Origin of the sequence: Saccharopolyspora sp. SCSIO 74807 (assembly GCF_037023755.1) — a bacterium.
Classification (GTDB): Bacteria; Actinomycetota; Actinomycetes; order Mycobacteriales; family Pseudonocardiaceae; genus Saccharopolyspora_C; species Saccharopolyspora_C galaxeae.
In genome coordinates this window covers 5527434-5545685 of the sequence record NZ_CP146100.1, presented here as the reverse complement: position 1 = coordinate 5545685, position 18252 = coordinate 5527434, and the positions used below count along the sequence as shown (strand labels likewise).

The 18252-nt window shown below is 69.7% G+C and carries 14 protein-coding genes; 12 read left to right on the top strand and 2 right to left on the bottom strand.

From position 1 onward, the window contains the following. The first annotated feature begins 40 nt into the window (after positions 1-40). From V1457_RS25455 to V1457_RS25415, 9 genes are all read left to right on the top strand, one after another. The gene (locus V1457_RS25455; protein ID WP_338597361.1) at positions 41-802 is read left to right on the top strand and encodes an aldolase/citrate lyase family protein; all 762 of its coding nucleotides are present in this window, start codon (positions 41-43) and stop codon (positions 800-802) included. Beyond that, positions 799-1908, top strand: coding sequence for an exo-alpha-sialidase (locus tag V1457_RS25450; protein WP_338597360.1), 1110 nt, complete (start codon positions 799-801; stop codon positions 1906-1908). Before V1457_RS25455 ends, V1457_RS25450 begins: the two co-directional genes overlap by 4 nt. Beyond that, positions 1905-2843, top strand: a complete 939-nt coding sequence (locus tag V1457_RS25445; protein ID WP_338597358.1) for a phosphoglycerate dehydrogenase — start codon at positions 1905-1907, stop codon at positions 2841-2843. The genes V1457_RS25450 and V1457_RS25445 overlap by 4 nt, the downstream gene beginning before the upstream one ends. A gap of 90 nt (positions 2844-2933) precedes the next feature. After that, positions 2934-4346: an Nramp family divalent metal transporter gene (locus V1457_RS25440; RefSeq protein WP_295142513.1), complete on the top strand. Its 1413-nt coding sequence runs from the start codon at positions 2934-2936 to the stop codon at positions 4344-4346. Positions 4347-4441: 95 nt separating this feature from the next. Continuing rightward, complete coding sequence (locus V1457_RS25435; RefSeq protein ID WP_338597356.1) at positions 4442-6223, top strand: gamma-glutamyltransferase; 1782 nt, start codon at positions 4442-4444, stop codon at positions 6221-6223. Between the two features lie 198 nt (positions 6224-6421). Beyond that, positions 6422-7237 (top strand): N-acyl homoserine lactonase family protein, encoded by an 816-nt coding sequence (locus tag V1457_RS25430; RefSeq protein WP_200072356.1) that lies wholly within the window; start codon positions 6422-6424, stop codon positions 7235-7237. Between the two features lie 8 nt (positions 7238-7245). Further along, positions 7246-8523, top strand: a complete 1278-nt coding sequence (locus V1457_RS25425) for a hydroxyacid-oxoacid transhydrogenase (protein WP_295147940.1) — start codon at positions 7246-7248, stop codon at positions 8521-8523. A 5-nt stretch (positions 8524-8528) separates the two neighbouring features. Beyond that, positions 8529-8900: a zinc ribbon domain-containing protein gene (locus V1457_RS25420; protein ID WP_200072358.1), complete on the top strand. Its 372-nt coding sequence runs from the start codon at positions 8529-8531 to the stop codon at positions 8898-8900. A gap of 141 nt (positions 8901-9041) precedes the next feature. Continuing rightward, complete coding sequence (locus tag V1457_RS25415) at positions 9042-10151, top strand: NDMA-dependent alcohol dehydrogenase (protein ID WP_295141961.1); 1110 nt, start codon at positions 9042-9044, stop codon at positions 10149-10151. A 353-nt stretch (positions 10152-10504) separates the two neighbouring features. Here the strand turns inward: V1457_RS25415 and V1457_RS25410 are convergent, their stop codons facing one another. After that, a complete protein-coding gene (locus V1457_RS25410; RefSeq protein ID WP_407074723.1) occupies positions 10505-11134 on the bottom strand; it encodes an alpha-ketoglutarate-dependent dioxygenase AlkB family protein in 630 nt (209 codons plus the stop codon). Between the two features lie 154 nt (positions 11135-11288). Here V1457_RS25410 and V1457_RS25405 point away from each other — a divergent pair, with 154 nt between their 5' ends. The 3 genes from V1457_RS25405 (at position 11289) to V1457_RS25395 (ending at position 16747) form a co-directional block, all read left to right on the top strand. Next, positions 11289-11729, top strand: coding sequence for a Fur family transcriptional regulator (locus V1457_RS25405; RefSeq protein ID WP_200072405.1), 441 nt, complete (start codon positions 11289-11291; stop codon positions 11727-11729). Further along, positions 11722-13917 (top strand): catalase/peroxidase HPI, encoded by a 2196-nt coding sequence (gene katG, locus V1457_RS25400; RefSeq protein WP_295146937.1) that lies wholly within the window; start codon positions 11722-11724, stop codon positions 13915-13917. The genes V1457_RS25405 and katG overlap by 8 nt, the downstream gene beginning before the upstream one ends. Before the next feature lie 412 nt (positions 13918-14329). Then, positions 14330-16747 carry an excinuclease ABC subunit UvrA gene (locus V1457_RS25395; protein ID WP_338597353.1) on the top strand — a complete coding sequence of 806 codons (2418 nt, stop codon included), beginning with the start codon at positions 14330-14332 and terminating at the stop codon, positions 16745-16747. 136 nt (positions 16748-16883) lie between these two features. On the opposite strand, the gene V1457_RS25390 is transcribed toward V1457_RS25395, so the two are convergent. Beyond that, a complete protein-coding gene (locus tag V1457_RS25390) occupies positions 16884-18173 on the bottom strand; it encodes a CitMHS family transporter (RefSeq protein WP_295146944.1) in 1290 nt (429 codons plus the stop codon). Between the last annotated feature and the right edge of the window lie 79 nt (positions 18174-18252).

Genomic DNA, 18252 nt, shown 5'->3' with positions numbered 1-18252 from the left:
CACAGCGTCCGATACGGACACAACGAACCGAAGGAGCAACATGATCGCCGCCGAGTTCGCCGCCAAGCTGCGCGGCCGGGAGAGAACCGTCGGCTACTGGGCGGTGCTGGACGCACCGGTCGCCACCGAGCGCATCGCACGCCTCGGGTACGACTACGTGGCCATCGACGGCCAGCACGGCCTGGTCGGCTACTCGGGCATCCGCGACGGGATGATGGCCATCGACGCCGGCGGCCGCTCGGCCGGGCTGGTGCGGGTGGAAGCCAACGACCTCACCGCGATCGGCCGGTCGCTGGACGCCGGTGCCGCCGGAGTGATCGTGCCGCTGATCGACACGGCCGAGGACGCCGCGGCTGCCGTGCACGCCACCCGCTACCCGCCGCGCGGCGGGCGCTCCTACGGCCCGATGCGCTCGGGGCTGCGGATCGGGCCGAAACCGGCTGATGCCGATGCGGCGACCGTCGTGCTCGCGATGATCGAGACGCCGAAGGGCTTGGCCAACGTCGAGGAGATCTGCGCGACGCCGGGCTTGGACGGTGTCTACGTTGGACCGTCGGACTTGTGCCTGGCCGTGGGCGGAGCGTTCCCCGGAGATCCGGCGGTCTCCGAGGCCTTCGAGGACGCGGTCGCCACCGTGCGCAAAGCCGCCGAAAAGGCCGGTGTCGCCGCGGGAATCCACACCGCCAACGGCGAACTCGCCGCGCGACGGCTCGCGGAGGGCTACACCTTCGCCAGCGTCGCATCCGACCTGGTGCACCTGGAACAAGTCGCCGCCGAACACCTGAAGGTGGCGGGCGAATGAGCGGGGATCGGCAGGAGGCGTTCCTGCCAGCACCGGACGTGCAGTCGCACGCGGCCAACCTGATGCCGCTGCCGGGCGGGGACCTCGGCTGCGCGTGGTTCTCCGGGACGCAGGAAGGCATGTCCGACATCGACGTGTGGTTTTCGCGCTACAGCGCGGGAAAATGGGCCGACCCCGTGCGGGTTTCCGACGACCCGGAGCGTTCCGAGCAGAACCCGGTGCTTTTCAACGCTCCCGGCGGCGAACTGTGGCTGCTCCACACCGCCCAGCACGCCGGAGACCAAGACACCGCCGAAGTCCGCGTGCGCACGTCCGGTGACGACGGCCGCACTTGGGGACCGGCCCGCACGCTGGTGCCTGCGTCGGCCGGTGGCGGGGTCTTCGTGCGCCAGCCCGTCGTCGTGCTGAATTCCGGACGCTGGCTGCTGCCGGTGTTCCGCTGCCCGCGACCGGCCACCGGCCGCTGGGTCGGCGACGACGACAGCAGCGCTGTGCTCGTCTCCGACGACGCCGGCCGGACCTGGACTGCGCATGAAGTCCCCGGCAGCACCGGCTGCGTGCACATGAACATCGTCGAACTGGCCGACCGGAGCCTGCTCGCGCTGTTCCGCCGCAGGCAGGCCGATCACATCCACCTGAGCCGATCCGCGGACGGAGCCTGCTGGAGCGAGCCGGAGCCGACCGAGTTGCCGAACAACAACTCCTCCATCCAGGCCGCCGGACTGCACGACGGTTCCGTGGCGCTGGTGTTCAACAACAGCAGCGCCGCCGACGCGACCGACCGCCGCACCTCGCTCTACGACGAGATCGACGGCGAGAGCGACGGCCAACCGCACCCGGGACCGGCGTTCTGGGGAGCGCCGCGCGCACCGCTGACCTTGGCGATCTCCAACGATGGCGGGAGGAGCTGGCCGGTGCGCCGCGACATCGAGACCGGCGACGGTCACTGCATGACCAACGACTCCCGCGACGGGCGCAACCGGGAGCTGTCCTACCCGTCGATCGCGCAGACCGCGGACGGGCAGCTGCACATCGCGTTCACCCACTTCCGCCGGGCGATCAAGCACGTGCGCTTGCACCCCGGCTGGGCCTCGGAGGCCGCATGACGATCTTGATCACCACTCCCACCTTCGGCCGGTTCTCCACCGAGCCGTGGCGGATCCTCGAAGCGGCCGGCGAAGTGTCCCGCCCGCATCCGGACAAGATCATGCCGCCGGAAGAGCTGCGCGAGCGCATCCCGCACGCCGAGGCGCTGATCGTCGGCATGGACGACATCGGCGCGGAACTTCTCGACACAGCACCGAAACTGCGCGTCGTGGCCAAGCACGGCGTCGGCGTGGACACCATCGATGTCGCCGCTGCGCGGAAGCGCGGTATCCGCGTGGTGTGCGCGCCCGGCAGCAACTCGCGGGCCGTGGCGGAGCTGGCGTTCGGGCTCATGCTCGCCGCCGCGCGCGGCATCGGCGGTTCGCACGCGGCGGTGCGCGAGGGCGGCTGGCCGAAGTTGTTCGGGCCGGAGTTGCACGGCCGCACGCTCGGCGTGCTCGGGTTCGGCCGCATCGGGCGGCTGCTGGCCGGGTACGCGAGCGCGTTCGGCATGGACGTCGTCGCGCACGATCCCTACTTGGACGCGGAATCGTTTGCAGCGCAGGGTGTTCGCGGCGTCTCCTTCCAGGAATGCGTGTCCGAAGTGGACTTCTTGAGCCTGCACCTGCCGGGCTCCCAGGACGGTCCGCTGCTGGACCGGGAGGACCTGGCATCGATGCGCCCGGGCGCGGTGCTGGTCAACACCGCCCGCGGCGGACTCGTCGACGAGTCCGCGCTGGCCGAGCTGCTCACCGATGGCCAGCTCGGCGCCGCCGGAATCGACGCCTTCTCCGTCGAACCACCGGCAGGCAACCCGCTGCTGACCGCCCCGAACGTCGTTCTCACATCGCACTTGGGCGCGTGCAGCCACCAGGCCAACCACAACATGGGCGCGCTGGTCGCCGAAGACGTGGCCCGCGTCCTGCACGGCGAGCCTCCCCTCCGCGAAGCCTGACCTGAGCCGAGTGAACGGACTGCTGGTCCCAATAGATTGGTCAAACGGTCCGTTCACTCGGAAAGCCGCCGGGGGAGAGAAAGGACCGACATGGCAACGACGACCGACCCGGACGCCGCGCCGGCGGATCCGTACGTGCTGCGGCCGGAAGACGCGCGGGAGGCGCCGACGACGTTCGGTGGACGGCTGCGGCACCTCGGTCCCGGCCTGGTGCTCTCCGCCGCGGTGGTCGGCTCCGGCGAGCTGATCGTGACCACCTCGCTCGGCGCCCGCGCGGGTTTCGCGCTGCTGTGGCTGGTGATCATCAGCGCCGCGGTGAAGGTCTGGGTGCAGATGGAGCTGGCCCGCTGGACCATCCTCACCGGCAAGACCGCGCTGCAGGGCTACCGCCAGGTCGGGCCGCGGATCGGGCCGGTGAGCTGGATCAACTGGTTGTGGATCGGCATGGACTTCAGCAAGATGCTGCAACGCGGCGGCATCATCGGCGGAGTCGCGGCCGCCTGCTCGATCCTGTGGCCGATCCACGGCGCGGCGCTGAGCTTCCCGTCGCTGCTGATCTGGACGGTGCTGGTCACCGCGGGACTGGTGCTGCTGCTGCGCAGCGGCCGCTACAGCGTCGTCGAGCGCAGCGCGGTCGCGGCGGTCGTCGTGTTCACCATCGCGACCGTTTCGCTGGCGCTGGCCCTGCCGCTGACACCGTTCGCGTACGGCCTCGCCGAGCTCGGCGAGGGACTGAGCCTGCAGGTACCCGCCGGAACGATCGGCATCGCCGTGTCGATGTTCGGCCTGACCGGAGTCGGCGCCGACGAGATGACCACCTACACCTACTGGTGCCTGGAGAAGGGCTACGCGCGCTGGACCGGGCCGGACGACGGCACCGAGCAGCGCGCCCGCCGCGCCGAAGGCTGGCTGCGCGTGATGCGGCTGGACGTGCTGGTCTCGTGGCTGGTGTGCACGCTGTGCACGCTCTCGTTCTACGTGATCGGCGCGTCGGTGCTGAATCCGCAGGGCTTGGTGCCCGAAGGCAACGACATGATCACCACGCTGTCCCGGATCTACACCGACACCTTGGGTTCGTGGGCGCAGTACCTGTTCCTGTTCGGCGCGATCGCCGTGCTCGGCTCGACCGCGATCGGATCGTCGGCGAGCGTGCCCCGGCTGTGGACCAACGCGCTCGGCCTGCTCGGCGTCATCGACTGGCACGACACCCGTGTCCGCCAGCGCACGGTCCGGCTGCTGACCACGGTGTTCCCGCCGTTGTGGGCGCTGTGCTACCTGTTCGTGCAGGAGCCGGTGCTGATGGTGCAGATCGGTGGGGTCGGCAGCGGGGTGTTCCTGCTCGCCGTGGTGGTCGCGGTGTGGCGGCTGCGCAGCACCGAAGTGGACCGGCGGTTCCGCGCCAATCCCTGGCTGACGGCGGCGCTGGTGGTCAGCAGCGCGGCGATCACGGTGCTCGGGATCTACACGGTGCTCGAGGTCTTCGGCATCAGCATCGGCGGCTGAGGCGACGGGCGAATTCGTGAGCGGGCACGCGACCTTGGACGCGGCGCAGGCCTGTGGTGTTCACTGTCGATGACCCGTTCGGCGGAAGGACCAGGTTGTTCACCACCAGACCGACCCTGCAAGGCACCCACGGCATGGCGGCCTCGACGCACTGGCTCGCCTCGGCCACCGCGATGGCGGTGCTGGAGGACGACGGCAACGCGTTCGACGCGGCGGTGGCCGCCGGTTTCGTGCTGCACGTGGTGGAACCGCACCTGAACGGTCCCGCGGGCGAGGTGCCGATCATCTTCGCGCCGGCAGGTGGCGAGCCGGTCGTGCTGTGCGGGCAAGGACCCGCCCCGGCGGGAGCGACGATCGAGCACTACCGGGGCCTCGGGCTCGATCTGGTGCCCGGCACCGGACCGCTGGCATCGGCGGTGCCCGGCGCGTTCGACGCCTGGCTGCTGCTGTTGCGCGACCACGGCACCAAAGAGCTCGCCGAACTGCTGAAGTACGCCATCGGCTACGCGGCTGGCGGCTACCCGGCGGTGGCGCGGATCGGGCAGACCATCGAGGTCGTGCAGGAGCTGTTCAAGACCGAATGGCACTCGTCGGCGCAGCTGTACCTGCCGGACGGCAAGCCACCCGCGCCCGGTGCGCTGCTGCGCAACCCGGCGCTGGCCGAAACGTGGCGCCGAGTCCTCGCCGAAGCCACCGGCCCCTCCCGCGAAGCCCGCATCGACGCCGCCCGGCGCGTGTGGCGCGAAGGATTCATCGCCGAAGAACTCGCCGGCGCCGCCGCGCAGTCCACCATGGACAGTTCAGGCGAGCGGCACGCCGGAACGCTCACCGGCGAGGACATCGCCGCGTTCACCGCTTCCTACGAGCAGCCGGTGAGCTACCAGCGGGACGGCTGGACGGTGTGCAAAGCCGGTCTGTGGAGCCAGGGCCCGGTGCTGTTGCAGCAGCTCGCGCTGCTGCCGGACGAACTCGACCCGGCGAGCCCGGAGTACCTGCACACGCTGATCGAAGGCACCAAGCTCGCGATGGCCGACCGCGAAGCCTGGTACGGCGACCGCACCGAGGTCACCATCGCCGAACTGCTCGACCCCGGCTACAACGCGAAGCGGCGCGCCCTGATCGGCGAAGAAGCCTCCCGCGAGCTGCGCCCCGGGCACCCCGGCGGCCGCGCCCCGCAGCTGAGCGAGCACGCGCACCGGGTCCGCTCCGGCCCGCTGGAGCTGACCGCCCCGGCCGGATCCGGTGAGCCCACCGTCGCGCGCACCGGCGAGACCCGCGGCGACACCTGCCACGTGGACGTCGTCGACCGCTGGGGCAACATGATCGCCGCGACGCCCAGCGGCGGCTGGCTGCACTCCAACCCGGTGATCCCCGCGCTGGGCTTCCCGCTCGGGACCCGGCTGCAGATGGCCTGGCTGGATCCGGGCCTGCCGAACTCGCTGAGTCCCGGAAAGCGGCCGCGCACGACGCTGTCCCCGTCGCTGGCGCTGCGCGGCGGCGAGCCGGTGCTGGCGTTCGGCACGCCCGGCGGCGACCAGCAGGACCAGTGGAGCACGCACTTCTTCCTCGCGGTCACCCAGCGCGATCGGGTGCGCGGCGGCTACGACCTGCAGGGCGCCATCGATGCGCCGAACTGGCACACCGAGAGCTTCCCCGGCTCGTTCTACCCGCGTGCGATGAAAGCGGGCGCGGTCACCGTCGAGTCCCGCATCGGCTCCTCGACGATCGACGAGCTGCGCCGCCGCGGGCACGACGTGACGGTGGGGGAGCCCTGGTCGGAAGGCAGGCTCAGCGCCGTGGCCCGCGATCCGGAGACCGGGTTGCTCTCCGCCGCGGCGAACCCGCGCGGGATGCAGGGGTACGCCGCCGGGCGGTGACGGGCGGTGCACGGCGGCGGCGGCATTGATCCGATCCGCCGAACCGGAACCGCAGGATGTCCGGATTTATATTCCGGAATTGCTCGCCGAGCGTGGCCGATCAATCGCGGAATCGCGCTGTCCCAAACCGTCGCGTTGACGACCGTTGTAACCGATGTCACAGTGGGAAAATCGTCTTCCGCGCGTGAGGTGAGGCCAATGCAGGCAGCATCCGCCCCCAGCAGCGTCCGCTTGTTGAAAACCGGTGTCATGGAGTGCGACCACACCTGGTTGCTGCTCAAGCCCGGCGAAACGATCACGAACCGCTCGAACACCGCCAAGCCCGCGCCGTGGGGCACCTGCCCGACGCACGCGGTGCTGGTCGAACACCCCGAGGGCCGGGTCCTGTGGGACACCGGGGTGCCGCAGGACTGGGAGTCCCGGTGGGCGCCCACCGGGCTGCAGGAATTCTTCCCGGTGCAGGCCGGAACCACTTATCTCACCGATTCGCTGGCCGCGTTGGAACTGACTCCCGAAGACATCGACGTGCTGGTGCTCTCGCACCTGCACTTCGATCACGCGGCGAATGCGAAATTGTTCGACAACGGCCGCACGAAAATCGTGGTGAACCGCAAGGAGCACGAAGGCGCGTTCGGATTCGACGGACCGTTCAAAGGCGCGCACCTGAAAGTCGATTACGCCGACATCGACTACACGCTGGTCGACGGCGACAGCGAGATCCTGCCCGGCGTCAACGTCATCGACACCCCCGGGCACACCTGGGGCACCATGTCGCTGCAGGTGGACCTGCCCGAGTCCGGCACCAAGCTGTTCACCTCCGACGCGGTGTACCTCTCGGAGAGCTGGGGCCCGCCGCCGATCGGCGCCGCCATCGTCTGGGACAGCGTGCGCTGGCTGGAATCGGTGGAGAAGCTGCGCGGCATCGCCGAGCGGACCGGCGCCGAAGTCATCTTCGGCCACGACGCCGCACAGGCCGAGAAATTGACGTTCGCGCCCGACGGCGAATACCGCTAGGAGCCGGAATGACCGAGTACCTGCACGAATCGGTGTTCACCTGGGGCGCGACCCCGCTGAAGTTCGGCGCGGGCGCGGCCGACGAGATCGGCTGGGACCTCGCGCAGCTCGGCGCGGAACGGGTGCTGGTGGTCACCGATCCGGCGATCGCCGCGTCCGGGGTGGCGCAGCGGGTGGTCGACGCGGCCAAGTCCGCGGGCCTGGTGGTCGACCTCTACGACCAGGTGCACGTGGAGCCGACCGATCGCAGCGTGCGCGCGGCCGTCGAGTACGCCTCGCAGTCCACATGGGACGCTTTCGTCGGGGTCGGGGGCGGCTCGTCGATCGACACCGCGAAGGCGATCAACCTGCTCACGACCTATCCGGCTGATCTCTACGACTACGTCAACGCCCCGATCGGCGGTGGCAAGGCACCGGACGGGCCGCTGAAGCCGCTGCTGGCGGTGCCGACCTCGGCGGGCACCGGCTCGGAAACGACGCCGGTGTGCATCATGGATCTGCTCGAGCACAAGGTGAAGTCGGGCATCAGCCATCCCCGGCTGCGCCCGACCACCGCGGTGATCGACCCGCTGCTGACGCTGTCGATGCCGCCGGAGGTCACCGCGGCCAGCGGGATGGACGTGCTCTGCCACGCGCTGGAGTCCTACACCGCGAAGCCGTTCCACAGCTTCCCGCGGCACAGCGCGGATACGCGGGTGGCCTACTGCGGCTCGAACCCGATCTCCGATGCCTGGGCCGAGCACGCGATGCGGCTGCTCGCGCGCTCGTTCCGGAAAGCCGTGCTCAACGGCGGCGACCTGGAAGCGCGCACGGACATGATGCTGGCCGCCACGTTCGCCGGAATGGGATTCGGCAACGCGGGCGTGCACATCCCGCACGCCTGCGCTTACCCGATCGCCGGGCAGGTGCAGGAGTACCGGCCTGCCAACTACCCGCAGGACGAAGCGCTGGTGCCGCACGGCGAGTCGGTGTCGCTGACCGCGCCCGCGGCGTTGCGCTACACCTTCCCGGCCGATCCGCAGCGGCACCTGCACGCCGCGGAAATGCTCGCACCGGCCGAGATTCCGGACGTGGCGCCGCGCGATCGACTGCCCGCGGTGCTGTCCGAGCTGATGCGCGACATCGGCACGCCGAACGGGATCGGCGCGGTCGGGTTCGGCGAATCCGACATCCCCGAGCTGGTCGCGGGCACGGTCAAGCAGCAGCGGCTGCTGGCCACCGCGCCGCGCGGTGTCGGCGAGGACGATCTCGCGGCGATCTTCCGCGACTCGATCCGGAACTGGTGAGCCCGATGCCGATCTACGACTATGCCTGCGAGTGCGGGCACCGGTTCGAGGCCCTGGTGCACGGGTCCGAACCGCGCTGCGATCGCTGCGGCTCGCAGCCGGATCGGCGCCCGTCCGCGGTCCGGCTCGGCGGCGTCGCCGACCCCGGTCCGAGCCGCGACGACGCGCCGAAGAGCTGGCGGTCCACCGGCCAGGGCGACCGGGACACCGTCCGGCACTGGCACGAACGGATGACCAGGCGCGAAGCCCTGGAGGAGAAGTACCCCGAACTGGCCGGGGATCGGCGCCCGGTGCTGGCGCACGAAGGCCGGTTCGCGAACGCGCCGCTGCGCGCGGGCGACCCGCTGCCGCCCCGCGGCGGCGAACACGACACCTGACCGCGCCGGTGTCGGGCAGCTTGCGCTGCGGCACTCATTGCTATGCAGACGACTTCGAGGGCTTCGCGACGGAGCCCCGAGCAGTTCCGAACGGTCCGGCGATCGCCGAGCCGGGCCGCGCGCCGAGTCAAAGGAGACAGCGTGAAGACCAAAGCCGCCGTGCTGACCGAACCCGGCAGGCCCTTCGAGGTCCTGGAACTCGACCTGGACGGTCCGGGGCCGGGCGAAGTGCTGATCAAGTACACCGCCGCCGGGCTGTGCCACTCCGACCTGCACCTGACCGACGGGGACCTGCCACCCCGGTTCCCGATCGTCGGTGGCCACGAAGGCGCCGGGATCATCGAGGAGGTCGGCCCCGGAGTCACCAAGGTCGCCCCCGGTGACCACGTGGTGTGCAGCTTCATCCCGAACTGCGGCACCTGCCGCTACTGCTCGACCGGCAGGCAGAGCATCTGCGACATGGGTGCCACGATCCTGCAGGGTTCCATGCCCGACGGCTCGTTCCGGTTCCACGGGCGGGACGGGGATTACGGCGCGATGTGCATGCTCGGCACGTTCTCCGAGCGGGCGACGATCTCGCAGCACTCGGTGGTCAAAGTGGACGATTGGCTGCCGCTGGAGACCGCGGTACTGGTCGGCTGCGGCGTTCCGTCCGGATGGGGAACCGCGGTCTACGCCGGAGGGGTGCAGGCGGGCGACACCGTGGTCGTCTACGGCATCGGCGGGCTCGGCGTGAACGCCGTGCAGGGCGCGGTGCAGGCCGGGGCGAAGTACATCGTCGTGGTCGACCCCGTGGAGTTCAAGCGGCAGACGGCGATGAAGTTCGGCGCCACCCACGCGTTCGCCGACGCCGACGAAGCCAAGGAGAAGGTCAACGAGCTCACCTGGGGCCAAGGCGCGGACCAAGCGCTGATCCTGGTGGGCACAGTGGACGAAACGGTGGTCTCGCAGGCCACGTCGACCATCGGCAAGGGCGGCACGGTAGTGATCACCGGCCTCGCCGATCCGCAGAAGCTCACGGTGCAGCTGTCCGGCACGGAGCTGACGTTGCAGCAGAAGACCATCAAGGGCACGCTGTTCGGCTCCGCGAACCCGCAGTACGACATCGTGAAGATGCTGCGGCTCTACGACGCCGGGCAGCTCAAGCTCGACGAGCTGATCACGACTCGGTACACCCTCGACCAGGTCAACGAGGGCTATCAAGACCTGCGCGACGGCAAGAACATCCGCGGCGTGGTCGTCATGGACTAGGAGCTGTTTAGGGAATGGTTTGCGTAGCGGGTCGGGTAGCGGAACCTCAGACGCCTTCTGGCTCCGGGATTTCATCCTGACGTAGCTCCCTACTCGGCGTCTGAACTGTCCTCGCCAGAAGACGTCTGAGAACCCGCCGGTGGTCCAGCTGAGTCCTCGGGCGGCGCAAGCGGCTGCCACCGCTTTTCAAACAGAACCTGGCCGTCCCGGCCGCTGTTCGGCCCGGTTCGTCCGTTGTGGACGGACCGGGCCGTTGCGTGCCGGCCACGCCGGGCAGTGTTCAGGCGTCCGGCGTGGACTTGCCGGCGAGCGGGCCGTCCCGGTGGGCGGAATCGCGCGTCCACATCGGACCGTCAGGGCAGTCCCGACTCGCGCAGCGTGATGTTGAGGCGTCCGCCCGCCATGCCGATTTCCGGTCCGGTTCCCGGGAAGGTCTTCGGCACGCCGTGGTAGGCGAGTCGGGAGCTGCCGCCGAACACGAACAGATCGCCGGAGCGCAGATCGACGTCCGTCCAGGGCTTGCCGCGGCCCTCGGTGTTGCCGAAGCGGAACGTGCAGGCGTCGCCGAGGCTCAGCGACACCACCGGCGCAAGGGTTCGTTCGTCGCGGTCCTGGTGCATGCCCATCCGCGCCTGGGCGTCGTAGAAGTTGACCAGCGCCACGTCCGGGTCGTAATCCGCGCCGACCCCGTAGGCGTCGGCGACCGCCTCCCGGCCGAGTGCTCCCAGCCAGCCCGGGAACGGCGTGACCGGCGAGCCGTCGCCGTCGTCCACGGTGCGCGAGTACCGGTACGGATACCAGTGCCACCCGAGGCAGACCGTGCGCACCGACATCACGCCCCCGCTCGGCAGCCGCGGTGAGCGCAGGCCCGCGCTCGCGGCCCATTCCCGGCACGCGCGGACGAGATCCCTCTGGGCATCGAGGCCCAGCCAGCCGGGCACGTGCACCGCGCCCGGTGCGATTTCGGCCCGTTCCCAGGGCATCAACGGCTCCACGCTGCCAGTGCAGCACGCTCCACCGGGGCCGGGCGACGCCCGGGGTAACGGCACGGCAAGAATCTGCGGAACACTCTTGATTCATTCCAGAAAATGGCTCAAACTGCTGCGCGTGCCAGCGACGACTGGAGACTTCGAGGGGATGTTGCGCGCAGCCGAGCTGCGCGTGACCCGGCCGCGGGTCGCGGTGCTGTGCGCGGTGCACGACCACCCGCACGCCGACACCGAATCCATCATCGGCGTGGTGCGCGGCGAGCTGCCCAAGGTTTCGCACCAAGCCGTTTACGACGTGCTGCGTGCGCTGACGACGGTAGGGCTGCTGCGCCGGATCCAGCCGATGGGTTCGGTGGCCCGCTACGAGGCGCGGGTCGGCGACAACCACCACCACGTCGTGTGCCGGTCGTGCGGCTCGATCGCCGACGTCGATTGCGCCGTGGGCGCGGCGCCCTGCCTGACCGAGTCCGATGCCCACGGCTTCACCATCGACGAGGCCGAGGTCATCTACTGGGGGCGCTGCCCGGCCTGCGCGGCCCGCTCGCTTGGCGAACAACCCAATGATCCCGAAAGGATTCCCGGTGACTGACAGCCCAGACGCCACCACCGGCGGTTGCCCGGTCGCGCAAGGCGATCGCCTTCCGCACCCGACCAGCGGTGACGGCAACAACTTCTGGTGGCCGAACCGGCTCAACCTGAAGATCCTGGCCAAGAACCCGGCCGTGACCGATCCGATGGGCGAGGACTTCGACTACGCCGCCGAGTTCAAGACGCTGGACCTGCCCGCCGTGAAGCGGGACATCGAGCAGGTGCTGACCACCTCGCAGGACTGGTGGCCGGCCGACCACGGGCACTACGGCCCGCTGATGATCCGGATGGCCTGGCACAGCGCGGGCACCTACCGGACCAGCGACGGCCGCGGCGGCGCCGACGGCGGTCAGCAGCGGTTCGCACCGCTGAACAGCTGGCCGGACAACGTCAGCCTGGACAAGGCGCGCAGGCTGCTGTGGCCGGTCAAGCAGAAGTACGGGCGCAAGATCTCCTGGGCCGACCTGCTGGTGCTGACCGGCAACGTGGCCCTGGAGTCGATGGGGCTGAAGACCTTCGGCTTCGCCGGTGGCCGGGTGGACTCGTTCGAGCCGGACGAGGACGTCTACTGGGGCTCCGAGACCACCTGGCTCGGCAGCGACCAGCGCATCTCCGGCGGCGAGCGGCGCGACCTGGAAAAGCCGCTGGGCGCGACGCACATGGGCCTGATCTACGTCAACCCGGAAGGCCCGGAGGGGCAGCCGGACCCGGTCGCGGCGGCCCGCGACATCCGCGAAACGTTCGGCCGGATGGCGATGAACGACGAGGAGACCGTCGCGCTGATCGCCGGCGGGCACACCTTCGGCAAGACCCACGGCGCCGCACCGGACTCGAACCTCGGCCCGAACACCGAGGCCGCCCCGCTGGAGGCGCAGGGCCTCGGCTGGAGCAACGGCTACGGCACCGGCAAGGGCGCCGACACGATCACCAGCGGCCTCGAGGTCACCTGGACCTCCACGCCGACCACCTGGAGCAACGGCTTCTGGGAGAACCTCTTCGGCTACGAGTGGGAGGTCTACCAGGGCCCGGGTGGCGCCTGGCAGTGGCGCCCGGCAGGCGGCGCGGGCGAGGGCACCGTCCCGCACGCGCACGACGCGTCGAAGAAGATCGCGCCGAACATGCTCACCACGGACGTGTCGCTGAAGGTCGACCCGATCTACGAGCCGATCTCGCGGCGCTTCTGGCAGAACCCGGACGAGTTCGCGGACGCCTTCGCGCGCGCCTGGTTCAAGCTGACCCACCGCGACATGGGGCCCGCCGACCGCTACCTCGGTGACGAGGTCCCGTCCGAGGTGATGATCTGGCAGGACCCGGTGCCCAAGCCCGAGCGCACGATCGGCACCGCGGAGATCGCCGAGCTCAAGCGCGCGATCGCCGAGTCCGGGCTGACCGTGCAGCAGCTGGTCTCCACCGCGTGGGCCGCCGCCTCGACCTATCGCGACAGCGACAAGCGCGGCGGCGCCAACGGCGGGCGCATCCGGCTGGAGCCGCAGCGCAGCTGGGAGGTCAACGAGCCGGAGCGGCTCGCGACCGTGATCAGCGCCCTGGAGCAGATCCAGCGCTCGTCCGGCACCGCCGTCTCGTTCGCGGACCTGGTCGTGCTCGGCGGCTGCGTCGGTGTCGAGCAGGCCGCCAAGGCCGCCGGGTTCGACGTCGAGGTTCCGTTCACCCCTGGCCGCGGCGACGCGACCGCGGAGCAGACCGACGTGGAGTCGTTCTCCCACCTCGAGCCTGCCGCCGACGGGTTCCGCAACTACCTCGGCAAGGGCGCCGCGCTGCCCGCGGAATACCTGCTGATCGACCGGGCGAACCTGCTCGCGCTGAGCGCGCCGGAGATGACCGTCCTGCTCGGCGGGCTGCGCGTGCTCGGTGCGAACCACGGGCAGTCGGCGCTGGGCGTGCTGACCGACAAGCCGGGCACGTTGAGCAACGACTTCTTCGTCAACCTGCTCGACATGGGCACGACGTGGCGGGCGGCCGACGAGTCCTCGGAGACCTTCGAGGCGATCGATGACGCGGGCCGGGTGAAGTGGACCGGTAGCCGGGTCGACCTGGTCTTCGGCTCGAACTCCGAGCTGCGGGCGGTCGCCGAGGTCTACGCGGCCGACGACGCGGCGGCGAAATTCGTCCGCGACTTCGTCGCGGCATGGGACAAGGTCATGAACTCGGACAGGTTCGACCTGGCCTGATTCCTTGTTGAAAGCCCATTTTTGAGGTTTGCGTAGCGGGTCAGGTGGCGGAACCTCAGCGGCTTCCTCGCTGCCCCTTGCCGATGTGACCGCGATTTCTGACGTAGGCCCCTACGCGGCGAAATCGCTGTCCTCGCGAGGAAGCCGCTGAGAACCCGCGGCGGTGCCGGTTGCTTGCATGGTCGCTGCTCAGCGGCTGCGCCGCTGACAAGATGAAGATCAAAAAACAAGATCAAAAAGGGGCCGCGCACCGGACTCCGCCCGCTTGGGCGGGGTCCGGTTGTGTTACCGGTGTGCGTGTGCGCAGAGCCGCCGGGCGCTGCGCAGTGCGGCGCGGCTGGAGTGCGGTGTCGGGGGGTCCCAGTAGATTCTGCGGCGGAGACCGAGTTCGTCAGGCACATGTGGAGGTCCGATGAGCACCGCCGAGAAGCCGTCGGACCAGTCGTCGGCCCGATCGTCGGCCCGGCCGCCGGTCCAGCACGTCGCCGACAGCCACGATCTGATCCGCGTGCACGGCGCGCGCGAGAACAACCTCGCCGACGTCAGCATCGAGCTGCCCAAGCGCAGGCTGACGGTGTTCACCGGGGTCTCCGGATCGGGCAAGAGCTCGCTGGTGTTCAGCACCATCGCCGCCGAGTCGCAGCGGATGATCAACGAGACCTACAGCGCCTTCCTGCAGGGCTTCATGCCCGCGTTGGCGCGGCCCGATGTCGACGTGCTCGACGGGCTCACCACCGCGATCATCGTCGACCAGCAGCGGATGGGCGCCGATCCGCGTTCCACGGTCGGCACCGCCACCGACACCGGCGCGCTGCTGCGGGTGCTGTTCAGCAGGCTCGGGCAGCCGCACATCGGCTCGCCGCAGGCGTTCTCGTTCAACGTCGCCTCGATGAGCGGGGCGGGCGCGATCACGCGGGAACGCGGCGGCAGGACCGTCAAGGAGCGGCAGAGCTTCAGCATCACCGGCGGCATGTGCCCGCGGTGCGAAGGCAGGGGAGCGGTCTCGGACATCGACCTCACCCAGCTCTACGACGACTCGAAGTCGCTGTCCGAGGGCGCGTTCACCATCCCCGGGTGGAAGTCGGACAACTTCTGGAACGTGCGGGTCTACGCCGAGTCGGGCCTGGTCGATCCGGACAAGCCGATCCGCGAGTACACCGCGCAAGAGCTGCACGACTTCCTGCACAAGGAGCCGATCAAGGTCAAGGTGGACGGGGTCAACCTGACCTACGAGGGCCTGCTCCCGAAGGTCCAGAAGTCGTTCCTGTCCAAGGACCCCGAGGCGATGCAGCCGCACATCCGGGCGTTCGTGCAGCGGGCGGTCACCTTCACCAGCTGTCCCGAGTGCGGCGGCACGCGGCTCAGCGAGGCCGCCCGCTCGTCCGAGATCGCCGGGATCAGCATCGCCGACGCCTGCGCGATGCAGATCAGCGACCTGGCGGACTGGGTCCGCGGTCTGGACGAGCCGTCGGTGGCACCGCTGCTCACCGCGTTGCGGGAAACCCTCGACGCATTCGTGGAGATCGGGCTGGGTTACCTCTCGCTGGACCGCTCCTCGGGCACGTTGTCCGGTGGCGAGGCGCAGCGCACCAAGATGATCCGCCACCTCGGTTCGGCGCTGACCGACGTCACCTACGTCTTCGACGAACCGACCATCGGCCTGCACCCGCACGACATCCGGCGGATGAACGATCTGCTGCTGCGCCTGCGGGACAAGGGCAACACGGTGCTGGTCGTCGAGCACGAGCCGGAGACGATCGCGATCGCCGACCACGTCGTCGACCTCGGCCCCGGCGCGGGTTCGGCGGGCGGCACCGTCTGCTTCGAGGGCACCGTTGCGGAATTGCGCGGCCGCGACACCGTCACCGGCCGCCACCTCGACGATCGGGCCCCGCTCAAGGAGCAGGTGCGCGAATCCACCGAAGCGGTGCAGATCCGCGGCGCGGCGCAGCACAACCTGCGCAACGTCGACGTCGACATCCCGCTCGGGGTGCTGTGCGTGGTCACCGGCGTTGCGGGCTCCGGGAAGAGTTCGCTGCTGCACGGGTCCATCCCGGCTTCGGCGGACGTGATCTCGGTCGATCAGGCCCCGATCCGCGGATCGCGGCGCAGCAACCCCGCGACCTACACCGGCCTGCTCGAACCGATCCGCAAGGCGTTCGCGAAGGCCAACGGCGTGAAACCGGCGCTGTTCAGCGCCAACTCCGAGGGCGCCTGCCCGGGCTGCAACGGTGCCGGAGTCGTCTACACCGACCTGGCGATGATGGCCGGTCTCGCCACCACCTGCGAGGAGTGCGAGGGCAAGCGGTTCCAGCCGTCGGTGCTGGAATACCGCTTCGGCGGGAGGGACATCAGCGAGGTGCTCGCGATGCAGGTGGCCGAGGCCGCGGAGTTCTTCGGCGCCGGCGAGGCGCGGATCCCGGCCGCGCACCAGATCCTGCAGCGGATGGCCGACACCGGACTCGGCTACCTCGGTCTCGGCCAGCCGCTGACCACGTTGTCCGGCGGCGAGCGGCAACGGCTCAAGCTGGCTACCCACCTGGCCGACAACGGCGGGGTGTACGTGCTCGACGAGCCGACCGCCGGGCTGCACCTCGCCGACGTCGAGCAGCTGCTCGGCCTGCTCGACCGGCTCGTCGACGCGGGCAAGTCGGTCATCGTCGTGGAGCACCACCAGGCGGTCATGGCGCACGCCGACTGGATCATCGACATCGGGCCGGGCGCGGGCCACGAGGGCGGCCGGGTCGTCTTCGAGGGCACCCCGGCCGAACTGGTCGCCGACCGCTCCACGCTCACCGGCGAACACCTCGCGGCCTACGTCGGCTGCTGAGCCGAACTCCGCCCGGACGTCCCCGCGGCCGTTGTTGATCCGCTGCCCCTCACGTCCAGCGCATCCTCAACTTGCTCGAAGCCCGACGAATCGCCTCCGATGTGGACGAAGAAGGTGCCGGGATGTCCGGTGGTCTTCAGTAGACCGTGATCGCTCCGGTGAGCACGGCGAATGCGATGTAGGCCAGCGAGGCGAGCAGCACCCACAGCAGGGCGAAGCGCTGGAAGTCGCCGAGTTCGCGCTTGATGAGCCCGAGCAGGACCCACAGCGGCGCGGAGGCCGGGCCGATGGAGTGCATCATCTGGCCGATCGCTCCGGCCCGGGCGATCTCGACCGGGGCGATGCCGTAGTGGCCGGCGGATTCGGCCAGCACCGGCAGGACGCCGAAGAAGTAGGCGTCGTTGGACATGAAGAAGCTCAGCGGCAGGCTGATCACGGCGGTGAATAGCGGGATCAGGTTGCCGAGCGAGTCGGGCACGATCGACAGCAGCGCGTCGGCCATGGCTTCGGTCATGCCGGTGTCGGTCATGATGCCGGTGAAGATCCCGGCGCCGAGCACGAGCATGACCACCGGCACGGCGTTGCCCGCGTGCTTCTTGATGACCTCGCCCTGGTCGGCCAGGCGCGGGTGGTTGACCAGCAGAGCGATGACGAACGCGACCATGAACAGGTTGACCAGCTCGGCGACCCCGGCGATCAGCAGCACCAGCAGCAGCACGGTCAGCCCGGCGTTGAACCAGGTCCGCCAGTCGCGGTTGTTCTCGTTGCGCTGCTGGGCGATTTCGGCGGCGAACTCGTCGATCACGGCCCGGTCGATGCGGTCGCGTTGGCCGCGGCCGAGCACCCAGGCGATCGCGACGATGGCCAGCGAGGTCAGCACCATCGGCGCGATCATGTGCGTGAAGTAGTCGGTGGAGTCCAGGTGCAGCACGCTGATCCCGCGGGTCGCCGCGCCGCCCCACGGGGTGGTGCCGGAGATGGTGCCCAGCGCCATCGTGGCAATGGTGGCGATCACCAGCGGGTTGATCCCCAGCCGCCGGTAGAGCGGTAAGAACGCGGAGCAGACGATCATGTAGCTGGTGGTGCCGTCGCCGTCGAGGGCGACCAGCAGCGCGAGGATCGCGGTGCCGACGCAGATGCGCACCGGGTCGCCCTTGGAGATCCGGATGATCGCCGTCGAGATCGGATCGAACAGCCGGGCATCCATCATCACGCCGAAATAGAGCACCGCGAACAGCAGCAGGATCGCCGTCGGCGCGACGATCTCCAGACCGTTGAGCATCATCTCGTCGAGATCGCCACCGAACCCGGCGGCCACGGCGAAGACGATGGGGGTGACCATGATGGCGACGAAAGCGGTCAGGTATCGGCGCATCACCAGCGCCATGAAGACGCCGAGCGTTGCGAATCCCAGGACGGCGAGCATCGTTGCTCCTTTGCTGCGCGAAACGGCCGCGGTGCGGGACGGGGCTCGCGCGCGCTGATCGGATCGGTGGGCGCCGGTG